General features: G+C 68.9%; 9 protein-coding genes. All 9 read right to left on the bottom strand.

Annotation, left to right across the window (positions count from 1 at the left end; all coding sequences use genetic code 11):
- Nucleotides 1-38: 38 nt before the first annotated feature.
- Nucleotides 39-1,418 (bottom strand): amidase, encoded by a 1,380-nt coding sequence (locus ACRDPS_RS20305; protein ID WP_431503473.1) that lies wholly within the window; start codon nt 1,416-1,418, stop codon nt 39-41.
- 12 nt (nt 1,419-1,430) lie between these two features.
- Nucleotides 1,431-2,672 carry a hypothetical protein gene (locus ACRDPS_RS20300; protein ID WP_431503472.1) on the bottom strand — a complete coding sequence of 414 codons (1,242 nt, stop codon included), beginning with the start codon at nt 2,670-2,672 and terminating at the stop codon, nt 1,431-1,433.
- Nucleotides 2,672-3,664 carry an ABC transporter ATP-binding protein gene (locus ACRDPS_RS20295; protein WP_431503471.1) on the bottom strand — a complete coding sequence of 331 codons (993 nt, stop codon included), beginning with the start codon at nt 3,662-3,664 and terminating at the stop codon, nt 2,672-2,674. Before ACRDPS_RS20295 ends, ACRDPS_RS20300 begins: the two co-directional genes overlap by 1 nt.
- Nucleotide 3,665: 1 nt before the next feature.
- Nucleotides 3,666-4,664 carry an ABC transporter ATP-binding protein gene (locus ACRDPS_RS20290; RefSeq protein ID WP_431503470.1) on the bottom strand — a complete coding sequence of 333 codons (999 nt, stop codon included), beginning with the start codon at nt 4,662-4,664 and terminating at the stop codon, nt 3,666-3,668.
- Entirely contained in the window at nt 4,661-5,692 is a 1,032-nt protein-coding gene (locus ACRDPS_RS20285) for an ABC transporter permease (RefSeq protein WP_431503469.1), read from the bottom strand. The genes ACRDPS_RS20290 and ACRDPS_RS20285 overlap by 4 nt, the downstream gene beginning before the upstream one ends.
- Nucleotides 5,685-6,635, bottom strand: coding sequence for an ABC transporter permease (locus tag ACRDPS_RS20280; protein WP_431503468.1), 951 nt, complete (start codon nt 6,633-6,635; stop codon nt 5,685-5,687). The genes ACRDPS_RS20285 and ACRDPS_RS20280 overlap by 8 nt, the downstream gene beginning before the upstream one ends.
- A 124-nt stretch (nt 6,636-6,759) precedes the next feature.
- A complete protein-coding gene (locus ACRDPS_RS20275) occupies nt 6,760-8,934 on the bottom strand; it encodes an arylsulfatase (protein ID WP_431503467.1) in 2,175 nt (724 codons plus the stop codon).
- Between the two features lie 50 nt (nt 8,935-8,984).
- Nucleotides 8,985-9,932, bottom strand: coding sequence for a formylglycine-generating enzyme family protein (locus ACRDPS_RS20270; protein WP_431503466.1), 948 nt, complete (start codon nt 9,930-9,932; stop codon nt 8,985-8,987).
- A gap of 30 nt (nt 9,933-9,962) precedes the next feature.
- Nucleotides 9,963-12,218: an arylsulfatase gene (locus tag ACRDPS_RS20265; protein ID WP_431503465.1), complete on the bottom strand. Its 2,256-nt coding sequence runs from the start codon at nt 12,216-12,218 to the stop codon at nt 9,963-9,965.
- Nucleotides 12,219-12,294 lie beyond the last annotated feature (76 nt).

The raw sequence follows: 12,294 nt of genomic DNA, 5'->3' as shown, positions 1-12,294 counted from the left end.
GCCCCATGGGGCCGGGCTTCCTTGGCGCTCAGGTCCGTTCAGACCGTGCGAGTCCAGGGGGCCGCTTCCTCCAGCTGTGCGGCCAGCGCGAGCAGCAGACGCTCCTGGCCGAGGTCGGCGGCGAACTGAACGCCGATCGGGAGGCCGTCGCTGTCGGTCCCGAGCGGCACGGACATGGCCGGCATGCCGGTGGCGTTGAAGACGCTGGTCCACGCCGAGAACACACTGCCGTGCTCGTAGATCGTCGCGGGCCGGGTCGTGTCGAGCAGCCCCAGGGCGGGCACCCGGCGGGCGAGTGTCGGCGTCAGCAGGACGTCGTACTGATCGAAGCCCGCACCCACCTGCCAGCCGATGCGCTGGGCAGCGCTCAGTGCACGCGAGAGCTCCGTGGCGGGCAGGCTGCTGTAGTGCTCGAACAGCAGGTGCGTGAACGGCTCGAGGTCGTCCTCTCGAAGATCGCGGCCGAGCTCGGCCAGCCGGTCCTGGACCGCCGTGGTGAAGGTGACACCCATCAGCGGCGCGGTCTGGGCGGACGCCGCGCCCGGCGCCCATGGCGCGTCGACGGGAACGACGATGTGCCCGAGCGACGCGCACAGGTGGGCCGCGTCCTCGACGGCGGCCACCACCTCCGGATCTGTCTCGGGGCCATCCGTGAAAGCAGTCGTGAGCCCGATTCGCAGCGGCCGGGGCGGCCGCGAGGTCAGGGCAGGTACGCCGATCGCGGTTCCGGCCACGCGCACGGAGCCGATGTCCAACAGCAGCGCGCTGTCGCGGACCGTCGTCGTCAGGGCGTGGTGCACCGAGGACGGTCCGCTGAGGGTCGAGGGAGCCGGCGCGGGTGTGACCCGGCCCCGGCTGGGTTTGAGCCCGAAGAGGCCGTTCATCGACGCCGGGATCCGGATCGAGCCGCCACCGTCGCTCGCGTGCGCCACCGGCACCAGGCCGGCAGCGACCGCCGCACCCGAACCGCCGCTGGACCCTCCCGGCGAACGGGTGAGATCCCGTGGGTTTCCGGTCGGCCCGTGCAGCTGCGGCTCCGTGCTGGCGTTCAGGCCGAACTCGGGACTGTTGGTGGTGCCGAGCACGACCATGCCGGCCCGCTTGTAGCGGGCCACCAGCTCGGAGTCGCACTCCGGAACGTGGTCGGCGAAGAGCCGGCTGCCGCGGCTGCTGGGCAGCCCGGCGACATCCATGTTGAGGTCCTTGATCAGCACCGGTACGCCGTGCAGCGGCCCGTCCGGGAGGCCCGCGTCGACGTCCGCCAGCGCTTCCTCGAAGCGTGTGGCGATCACGGCGTTGAGCGACGGGTTGTGCTTCTCGATCCGGGCGATCGCGTCCTCGACCGCCTCGCGGGGACTCAGCTCCCGTTTCCGGATCAGCTCGGCAAGCCCGATGGCATCGGGTGGCTGGCAGCCCATGACTTCTCTCTCCTAGCGGCGGTAACGTTTCAGGACAGCGCGACGGCGTCGGTCGAGGCTGTCTCGACGTTCCTCCGGCGTGATCAGTGGAGTGGCCGGGTCGAGCTCGCGGGCCAGGTCGTCGAACTTCACGATCCTCGAGGCCGGGGTCACCACGTCCGGCTGGGCTGCGAGCCACCAGCGGTAGGTCACGTGCACGAACCGGTTGCCGGCGGTGTCGAACCAGTTGGCCACACCCGGGTCCCGGTGGGCGATGACACCCCGGAAGACGCCGCTGTCGTCCAACCGCGACTGGAAGCCGTTGAGGTGAGTCTGTCGGAAGGTGTAGTCGAGGGACTGCGACCACACGTCGCCGAGCGCGAGGTTCCAGAAGTGACACTCGGGCGGCGTGAACTCGACGATGACCGCCTCGTTCTCGGCGAGGTCGAAGAAGCCGCCACCATAGGAGATGTAACCGCCGTCGCCGGCGTAGGACGCATCGAGCGGAGGCTCGGTGACCAGGATGTTGAGCTTGCGCTCGGCCTTGAGGTTGTAGAACCTGGCCCAGGTCCGCGCGAATCCCTCGACCAGCTGTCCGAACCCGACGACCTCATCGAGCACGGCGGCCACTTCGGCGACCGGTCCCGGCCCCGCCGCGTCCAGGCGCTCGATCGAGACGTGCGCGGGTTCTTCGGTGTCCCAGTCGTAGAAGTACTGGCGGCTGACGACGTGATCGGCACCTGGCGTCAGCGGCAGCCAGTTGCCCTCGTGCGGTTCGGCGGACAGGATCAACTCACAGTCGCCGTTGTCATCGAGCTTGAGGCTTCCGGGGCTCGACGTGCTGGCCAGGGTCGCACCGGTCGCAGCCGTGAAGAGGGCTGCGAAGTCGCCGCTCGCCGCGCCGCGCGAGTTCCCATAGTGGTCCATGTCCCGATAGACGGTGAACCCGAGGTAGTGGGGGCTTCCGCCGGTCACCCTGACCCGATATGTGCCTGCCGGGTCAAGTGAGGTGACCCCAAACAAGCAGTCCGGGGACTCGGTGGCATAGCGCTTGGTGCTGTCCTGCAACCGCCCGTGCTCGGGATAGTCCCGGTCCGCGCTGAAGACCTTCTGCTCGAGTGCCGCGTTCGTGAGGTTGAGCAGGTATCGGTAGCCGGCGGCGCGGATCGCCGGATCCTCGGCCCGGGGGTCTGCCCGGATGACGTCCGCTGCAGCCAGCAGGTGCTGGGTCATCGCCTCCCAGGCGGCGTCCAGCTGGACGTTCTGGTCCGCCATCACAGTGCCACGTTGTGGCAGGCGATGAAGTGGCCCTCACCGACGCTTCGCAACTGGGGTTCCTCGGCAGCGCACTGCTCCGTCGCCAGCGGGCAGCGGGTACGGAACCGGCACCCCGACGGTGGGTTGAGCGGCGAGGGCAGCTCGGTGGCCGCTGCCGACAGCGACACGTCGACCGGCGCGATCTCCTCGCCGCCGGGGATCGAGGCGATCAAGGTGCGGGTGTAGGGGTGCACTGCCGCGGTCTCCAGATTGGTCGACGGCAGCACCTCGCAGGTCTTGCCGAGGTAGAGCACCATCACCCGGTCGCTGATGTTCTTCACGACCGAGACGTCGTGGGCGATGAAGATCATCGAGAAGTCGAACTTCTCCTTGGTCCTCTCCAGCAGGTTGAGGATCTGGGCCTGGACGGAGACGTCGAGCGCGGAGACCGGCTCGTCGCAGATCAGCACCTCCGGGTTCATCATCAGCGCCCGGGCGATGCACACCCGCTGGCACTGGCCACCGGACAGTTCGTGGGGCCGTCGGTCCCAGACCACGTCGGGATCGAGGCCGACGGCGACGAGCGTCTCCCGGATGGCCGCGTCCTGGTCGTCCCCGTCGAAGCCCCAGATCGCCAGTCCCTCGGCGACCAGGTCACGCACCTTGCGCCGCGGGTTCAGCGAGGAGACCGGGTCCTGCATGATCATCTGCATCTTGGACCGGGCCTTCCGCAGCTCGCGGATCTTCAGCCCGGTCAGCTCAGTTGCCCCCAGGCTCACCGAGCCGGAGGTCGGCGGCGGCTCCTGCATGACCGCCCGGCCGGCGCTCGACTTGCCGCACCCGGACTCGCCGAGGATGCCCAGGGTCTCTCCCGGGAGCAGGTCGATGTTCAGCCCGGACACGGCGTGCACGACCTGCTTGCGGCCGACCGGGAACTCCACGACCATCTGGTCGACCGAGAGCACCGGCTCGACGTCGGGTCGCATGTGCGCGGTTCCGCTTCCAGCCATGTCAGCTCACCTCCTGGTGGACTCGCAGCAGCGGGAAGTGGCAGGCACCCAGGTGGGTGGCGTCCCCGTCCGTCAGCTCCCGCAGCTCGGGCTGCTCCTCGTGGCACCGGTCGGTGGCGAGACGACACCGCGGCGCGAAGCTGCACCCGGTGGGCGGCGTGAGCATGTTCGGGGGCGCACCCTCGATCGCCCGGAGCACCGTGTGCGGGGCGTCGCCGATGCGCGGGCTCGAGGCGAGCAACGCCTCGGCGTACGGATGGACGGGGTTCGCGAAGACTCGGGAGGTGTCCGAGGTCTCGACCGTGCGGCCGCCGTACATCACGGCGACGCGGTCGGTGCGGCCCCCGACGGCGCCGAGGTCGTGGCTGATCAGGATCGTGGCCATGTTGCGCTCGGAGGCGAGAGTGGCGAGCAGGTCGAGGATCTGGCGCTGCACGGTCACGTCGAGGGCCGTGGTGGGTTCGTCGGCGATCAGCAGCTTGGGGTCGCAGGCCAGTGCCATCGCGATCACGACGCGCTGGCGCATTCCTCCGGAGAGCTCGTGGGGATACTGCCTCATCCGCCGCTTCGGTTCGGGGATGAAGACTTGGCGGAGCAGGTCGACGGCCCGCTCGTACGCGTCCTTGCGACTGAGCCCGAGGTGCAGCCGGAGCGCTTCGGTGATGTGCGTGCCGACCCGCTTGACGGGGTTGAGGGAGGTCATCGGGTCCTGGAAGACCATCGCGACCTCGGGTCCCCAGAGCCGGCGGCGCGCCCTCGGCTTCAGAGCGTGCATGTCATGACCGCCGATGCGCACCGAGCCGGAGATCGACGTCGTCGCGTCGTCGGCGATCAAACCCATGATCGTCCTGCCGAGCACGGACTTGCCCGAACCCGACTCGCCCACGATGCCGAGGGTTTCCCCGGCCCGCAGTGACAGCGAGACGCCGTCGACCGCGCGCATCACCCCGCGGGGCGTGGTGAAGACGGTGTGGAGGTCTTCTACTTCAAGGATGTTCACAGCTTGGCACTCCTCGTGTCCCATCGCTTCTGGGCCTTCTCGCCCAGCAGGTTGAAGGAGAAGACGGTCAGGAACAGGAAGGCGCCGGGCACCAGCACGAGGTGCGGGTGGTCCTCCATGGCTCCGCCCTCACCCTCCGCGATCATGTTGCCCCAGGTGGGGTCGGGCTGCTGGATGCCCAGGCCGAGGAAGCTCAGCGACGCCTCGGCCACGATGAGCACCGAGATGATCACGATTGCCATCGAGAAGACCGGCAAGATCACGTTCGGCACCAGCTCGCGGACCATCACCCGAGAGCGGCTCGCGCCCATCAGCCGGGCCGCCATCACGAACTCCCGCTGGGCGAAGGCGATCGTGTTGGCGCGGGCCAGCCGAACCATGCCGGGGATCGTCAGCAGGGACAGGGCCAGCGCCATGTTGCGCAGGCTCGGGTCCAGGAACGTGCTCAGCGCGATCAGCAGGATCAGCGGTGGCACGGCGAGCAGTGCATTGGTGAGGACCCCGACGACGCTGTCGACTCCGTGGCGGAGGTAGCCGGCGACGACTCCGATCGAGCCGCCGACGAGCGTGCCCATGGTGACGGCCATCAGCGAGATCATCAGCGAGGTCCGTGCGCCGTGCAGCGACCGGGACAGCAGGTCCAGGCCCTGACCGTTGGTGCCGAGCGGATGGTCGGTGAGCAGCCGTGGCGCCATGTTGGCAGGCTCCAGCAGGGTCTTCGCCACGTCGCGGTGCTCTGCGAGCGGGAGCAACGGAGCGAGCAGCGCGAGCAGGACGAGTCCGACCAGCCAGACCATGCTGACGATGAAGACGAGGTCGATTCGGCGTCCGAGGAGCGCCCGCAGGAGGCGCGAGGACCCCTGGTGGACCAGCACGAGACCGCCGAGGAACAGCGCTGCCTTGCCTCCGAGAGGCAGCAGTGGCGTGCTCCAGCCGAACCCGGTGAGGCCGAGGCCGGCCGTCGTCAGGACGGCACCGATCACAAGCTCGCGGGTGCGGTGCGGCGTACGCCGCTTTCGACTAGGCATGAGCACGGCGGGTCCTCGGGTCAAGGTATCCATAGGAGAGATCGATACCGGCGTTGACAACGACATAGACGAGGGCGATGACGAGCACCGCACCCTGCACCAGGGGGAAGTCGCCCTGGCCGGAGGCGGTGACGATCATCGAGCCCATGCCGGGGAGGGCGAAGAGATACTCCACGATCACGGTGCTGCCGACCAGCCGTCCCAGGCTGATGCCCATCAGGGTCACGAGCGAGAACGACGAGGGCCGCAGCGCGTCGGCGACCAGGATCCGCCAGGCCGGCATGCCCTTGGCTCGGGCCGCGAGGATGTAGTCCTCGTTGAGTGTGACGATCAGGTCGTTGCGCAGGATCCGGGTGAACAGCGCCAGTTCCATCAGCGCGATCACGATCGCAGGGAGCACGGCGTGGTGCAGGTTGGCGACGGGGTCCTCGCTGATCCGCACCCATTGGGCCCGCGGGAACAGCCCGAGCCCGTTGGCGAAGACCATGATGAGCAGCAGCCCGGCGAGGAAGGAGGGCACTGAGAGGACCGCGAACATTCCGGCGCTGATGATCCGGTCGACGGTGCCGCCGGCGTGGGCGGCGGACCACATGGCCAGCGGGACGGCCAGGACCAGTGCGATCAGCAGACCCATCACGGCAAGCTGGACGCTGACCGGGAGGGCGCCGAGGATGCGGTCGGAGACGTCGCTCTGCGGTGGCACGAGCGAGGTCCCGAGGTCACCGGTGACCGCGGCCGACAGCCAGTCCCAGTACCTCACGAGGAGCGGGTCGTTGAGGCCGAGCTCCTGCCGGAGTGCCTCGTAGTCGGCCGGGGGGTGGCCCTCGCCGAGGATGGCCACGGCCGGGTCGCCGGGCATCAGCGTGAGGAGCATGAACACGCCGAAGCTGACTATGAACAGCACGCCCAACAGCTCTCCGGCCCGCCACGCGATCCTGCGCATCAGCTGGGCTCCCTTCGGTCGTTTCGTTCCCGTTCTGACGAGATAAGGCAGGCTAGGCCGTGTGACCGCCACCACATCGATGGCGATCCCACTGACCGGAATCCCAGCAGGCTGCCCTGATCGTTCATCCGTCCACCTCGATGTCCACGCCTTCGATGGTCCCGCCGCTGAAGGGGTACGACGCGGGGAAGCCGCCGACGGGCGACCCGGATGTGACCCCGATGTCGAAGGTCTCGTCGATCGAGAAGACGGCCGGCGGCGTCACCTCGATCCGTCCGCTGTCTTGCACGGAACCGTGGTGCACGAGGCTGATCGTGGCGCCGCGGCCACGCCCGCCCCCGTCGTACGCGAAGACCACCTCGAGCAGGTGGCGACCCGCCCCGAGCTCCTCACCGTGGAGCTCCAGCCTGGCGCGTTCGAAGGTACGGAAGGTGAGCACCGGGCATCCCTCGGGATCGAGCCACAGCACCCATCCGGCAGCCTCGCCACCCATGCTGGCGATGACCCCTTCGGCTTCGCCCGTGAGGTCGAGCCGAGCCCGCAGATGCCAGGACCGGCCGAGCATCCGCGGGGCCTGGCTCTCGGGGATGCCGACGTCGCTCGCGTGGTAGGTGAAGCTGGTCCGGTCCTCGGTCAGCGTCGGCATGCGGGTTCGCGAGACGCGGGCGTCGCGGAGGGGCAGGATCCCGACCCTCTCCGCATGCTGATCGAACAGCGTCCTCAGCTCGGCGAGCCGTTCCGGCTCCTTCTTGCCGAGGTCCTCGGACTGGCTGAAGTCGGTGCTCAGGTCGTAGAGCTCCCAGACGTCCTCGTCGAAGTCACGCGGCTTTCCCGGCCGGCCGACCGTCCACGGGACACCCCCGTGATGGGCCGAGGCCAGCCAGCCCCGGTGGTAGATCGACCGGTGGCCGTTGACCTCGAAGTACTGGGTCTCGTGCCGCTCGGGAGCATCGCCGTCGGTGAAGGAGTAGACGAGGCTGGTGCCGTCCATGGGCAACTGCTCGACACCGTCCACGCGCTCGGGTGCCGCGATGCCCGCCACTTCGAGGATCGTTGGGGCGAGGTCGTTGACGTGAGAGAACTGGCTGCGGAGCGCTCCGCGATCGCTCACGCCGTCGGGCCACGAGAGCACCATCGGGTTGCGCGTCCCGCCCAGGTGCGAGGCGATCTGCTTCATCCACTGGAACGGCGCGGTCATGGCCCAGGCCCAGCCCGCGGGGTACTGCGCGTAGGATTCGGCGCCGCCGATACGGTCCAGGCCCTCGATCTGCTGGGCCGTGGACTCCTGCAGGCCCTGGAGCGCGCCCATGTAGTTCAGGCTGCCGGGGAGGCCGCCCTCGGCGCTGCTGCCGTTGTCGCCAACGATGTAGCAGAACAAGGTGTTCTCGAAGCGCCCGGTCTGCTTCAGCTCGTCGACGAGTCGCCCGAGGTGGACGTCGGTGTGCTCGAGGAAGCCGGCGTAGACCTCCATCAGCCGGGCGGCCACGACGCGTTCCTCGTCGCTGAGGCTGTCCCAGGACGGGATCTCCTCAGGCCGCGGCGTGAGGGTCGTCCCAGGGGGCAGCACACCGAGCTCCTTCTGCCTGCGCAGGGTCGCCTCGCGCATCGCGTCCCAACCGGCGTCGAAGCGACCGGCGTACTTCCGGCTCCAGGCACCGGGGACGTGCAACGGCGCGTGGGTGGCCCCGGGTGCGAGGTAGAGGAAGAACGGGTCCTGCTGTCCTCGGATCCACTCGATCGACTGGTCGACGAGGTCCTCTGTCAGGTGGTAGTCGGGTCGGGTCGGTGGCTCCACCGGCGCGGTGCCCGCGTAGAGCGTGGGGTGGAACTGGTGGGTCTCACCGCCGAGGAAGCCATAGAAGTGGTCGAAGCCCTGCCCTGTCGGCCAGCGGTCGAACGGTCCGGCCTGGGACGACTCCCATGCCGGCGCCAGGTGCCACTTTCCGATGCACGCGGTGGCATAGCCCCCGTCCTGGAGTACGCGGGCGACCGAGGCGGTCTCGGGCCGCAGCACCCCTTTGTACGCCGGGTGGTCGAACGCCGAGTTGAGCACAGTGCCGACTCCCGTGACGTGCGCGTCGCGCCCGGTCAGCAGCGACGCCCGGGTCGGCGAGCAGATCGCGGTGGTGTGGAAGCGGTTGTAGCGGAGGCCCTCGCTCCCCAGCCCATCGAGCGTGGGCGTGTCGACCGGACCACCGAACGAGCCGGCGGCTCCGAATCCAACATCGTCGAGCAGCACCACGACCACGTTGGGCCGGTTCGCGGAAGCCTGCTGGTTCTCGGGGAAAGCGGCCGTCATGGTTCGACTCCTTTAAGCCACATGGCTTGGTCGTGAAGGGGCAGGCGGGATCAGTCCGCGTCGTTGGCGCAGCGGAATCCGATGTTGCCGCTGGCCGAGTCGGGCGTGTTGCTCGACCGGGCGGCCACGCGGTAGCGATGGCAGTAGGAGTCGTGGCACAGATAGGACCCGCCACGCATGACGCGTGTCGTGCCGGCCTCCGGACCACGAGGGGCCGCGACCGGGCTGTCCGCGTAGTAGTCGGCGTGGAACCAGTCGGCGCACCACTCCCAGACGTTGCCGGCCATCTGCCACAGGCCGTGCCCGTTGGGGCGATAGGTCTTGACCGGTGCGGTCGTGACGTGGCCGTCGTCCGCGGTGTTCGTGCGGGGGAAGTCGCCCTGCCAGATGTTGCACCGCCAGCGATCACGCGGCGTGAGCTCGTCACCCCAGGGGAAGCGGCTGCCCTGAAGTCCACCGCGGGCAGCGAACTCCCACTCGGCCTCGGTCGGCAACCGCTTGCCCGCCCAGGCGCAGTAGGCCTGGGCGTCGTGCCACGTGACGTGCACGACCGGGTGGTTCTGACGATCCTGGATGCTCGATGCCGGGCCGCCCGGGTGGCGCCACGACGCACCCTTGACCGCCCACCACCACGGGGCTTCCGCGACCTCGTGGAGCACATCCCCGCGCCCACCCCGGAACGCGAGGTGGAAGACCGCCGAGACCCCGAGCTCCTCGGCCTCGGTGACATAGCCGGTGTCCTTGCAGAACGCCGCGAACCCGGCGTTCGTGACCGTCGTCGCGTCCATCCGGAACGAGTCGAGCCGCACCTCGTGCACCGGGGTCTCGCCGTCCGTGTCGTACCCCTCGCCGAACGCGTCGCCCATCGCGAACGAGCCTGCCGGGATCAACAGCTGGCCACGGGTGCTCCGTGAGGCCTTGGCGGCGTACGACGTGGCTGGCGCGACTGGCGTCTCTCTTGGTGTCGCAGCCGGGGCACAACAAGGCTTGGCCTTCATGAATTTCCCTTCTCGGTCCGTAGGCCGGCGTCAGTGCGTGGTCATCACGACGCGGCGACGTTCCTCCGGGGTCGGTCCGTCGAGACGTTCTGCGAGGTCGATGCGGATCTGCCTGAGCTCGCCACGGTAGGCGTTGTCCGCTGGACGTGCGGCGTACTCCTCGGTCACGGGGGTGCCCCGGTCGCGCCCGACGTCCATGGTCTCGTCCATGGAGAACTGGAAGCCCACCGTGCGCTCGAGCCGGCCGGACCCACAGATGGTGCCATCGATGGAGAGGACGACCTCGGCGCCCTTGCCGACCCCACCGCCGTCGTAGGTGAGACCCAACCCCACCACATGGTCACCTGCCGGGATCATCTGCTCACCGCGGATCCAGGTGCGGGCACCGGTCAGGTTGTGGCAGTAGACCGGCCGACCGTCCTTGACGTAGAAGGACCAGCCGCCGAACCTGCCACCCTGGGCGATCAGCACGCCGTCCGCACCCTCTTCGGGAACGGTCACCTCCGCCGTGATCGCGAAGGAGGTGTTCTTGACGTCGGGCGCGATCCCCTCGCGCAGCCCCCGCATGGAGGGCCGCAACGTGATCGACCGGCGCTCACCCAACAGGTCCGGCCGCGGCGCGGCCGCCGGGTTGAAGCGCTCCTGCATCCGGTCGTCGAGGGGCAGCACCTGGTAGCGGGCCGCCTCGACGAGGAACTTCGCCTTGAGCTCCTCGAGCTTCTCGGGGAACTTCTCGGCGACGTCCTCGGCCTGTGTCCAGTCGGAGGTGGTGTCGTAGAGCTCCCAGACATCGTCCGCGAAGGGCGGTGCCGGACGGTAGGGCCGACTCCACGGCATCGGCATGTGGCGGGTGACCGCCGTCCAGCCGTGGTCGTAGATGCCGCGGCTCCCGTGGACCTCGAAGTACTGCGTGGTGTGGCGTTCGGGGGCCTCGGGATCCGCAAAGGTCTCCGCGAACGAGGTGCCCTCCATCGGCGCCTGCGGTACGCCGTCGACCACATCCGGTGCCGGGATCCCGACGGCCTCGAGGACCGTCGGTGCCAGGTCGACGCAGTGCTGCCACTGGTGGCGTACGCCGGCGGCCGTGATCCTCTCCGGCCAGTGCACGATCATCCCGTTTCGGGTGCCGCCGTAGTGGGAGGCGTACTTCTTCGACTGCTGGTAGGGCGTGTTCATCGCCAACGCCCAGCCCACCGGATAGTGCGGGTAGGTCATCGGGCCACCCAGCTCGTCGAGCTGACCGATGATGTCGTCGACCGAGAAGGGCACCCGGTTCATGTTGCATACCAGGTTCGCGGAGCCGTACAGCCCGCCCTCGGCGGCAGCGCCGTTGTCGCCGAGCATGTAGACGACCAGCGTGTTGTCGAGCTGTCCGAGCTGCTCGACGGTGTCGACGAGCCTGCCGATCTGGGCGTCCATGTGCTCGGCGAACTCGGCGTACAGCTCCATCAGCCGCTCGCACACGATGCGCTCGTCGTCGCTCAGGTCAGCCCAGTCGGGCACGTCCGGATCGAACGCGGGCAACGTCGCGTCCTGCGGCACCAGGCCCAGCTGCTTCTGGAGGGCCAAGGTCTCCTCGCGCTGAACGTTCCAGCCCCGGGCGAACTCGCCGCGGTAACGACCCCGCCACGCCTCCGGAACGTGCAGCGGGTCGTGACAGGCCCCGAAGCTGAGATAGGTGAACCACGGTCGATCGGGCTCCAGCGCACTGACGTTCTCGATCCAGGTCGCCGCCTGGTCGACGAGATCCTCGGAGAGGTGATAGCCCTCCTCGGGAGTGCGCGGCGGCTCGATCGGGGTGAAACCGTCGATCAGCGCGGGGGTGAACTGATTGGTCTCCGCGCCGATGAAGCCGTAGAACTTGTCGAAGCCCTCGTTGAGGGGCCACCGGTCGAACGGGCCGGTCTCGCCAACCTCCCACATCGGGGTCTGGTGCATCTTGCCGAAGGCGCCGGTCAGGTAACCGTTGCCGGACAGGATCTGCGGCAGGGTCGCCATCGAGTCGGGCCGGATGCAGTCGTAGCCCGGCGACGAGGTCGCCATCTCCGGGACGCTGCCCATGCCGGCGCTGTGGTGGTTGCGGCCGCTGAGCAACGAGACCCGGGTCGGCGCACAGATGGCGGTCGTGTGGAACCTGGTGTAGCTCAACCCATCGGCCGCCAGCCGCTCGGCGGTCGGCATCCGACACGGGCCGCCGTACGCCGAGGAGGCACCGAAGCCCATGTCGTCGACGAGGACCACGAGCACGTTCGGCGCGCCCTTCGGCGGCAAGACGCGCTCCCGCACCGGGTACACCGGATCCTGGTGAGTCCGGTCGACCGACGGCGCAATGGTCTGTCGAGGTTGGGGAACGGGCAGGACC

It is taken from the genome of Nocardioides sp., assembly GCF_050699375.1.
GTDB lineage: Bacteria > Actinomycetota > Actinomycetes > Propionibacteriales > Nocardioidaceae > Nocardioides.
The sequence above is the reverse complement of the archived record's forward strand: the minus strand, read 5'-3'. Positions and strand labels throughout refer to the sequence as shown.

Coding starts and splice junctions, on each gene's coding strand:
- ACRDPS_RS20305 (WP_431503473.1), bottom strand. CDS start 1,418: ATGGGCTGCCAGCCACCCGATGCCATCGGGCTTGCCGAGCTGATCCGG.
- ACRDPS_RS20300 (WP_431503472.1), bottom strand. CDS start 2,672: ATGGCGGACCAGAACGTCCAGCTGGACGCCGCCTGGGAGGCGATGACC.
- ACRDPS_RS20295 (WP_431503471.1), bottom strand. CDS start 3,664: ATGGCTGGAAGCGGAACCGCGCACATGCGACCCGACGTCGAGCCGGTG.
- ACRDPS_RS20285 (WP_431503469.1), bottom strand. CDS start 5,692: ATGCCTAGTCGAAAGCGGCGTACGCCGCACCGCACCCGCGAGCTTGTG.
- ACRDPS_RS20280 (WP_431503468.1), bottom strand. CDS start 6,635: ATGCGCAGGATCGCGTGGCGGGCCGGAGAGCTGTTGGGCGTGCTGTTC.
- ACRDPS_RS20275 (WP_431503467.1), bottom strand. CDS start 8,934: ATGACGGCCGCTTTCCCCGAGAACCAGCAGGCTTCCGCGAACCGGCCC.
- ACRDPS_RS20270 (WP_431503466.1), bottom strand. CDS start 9,932: ATGAAGGCCAAGCCTTGTTGTGCCCCGGCTGCGACACCAAGAGAGACG.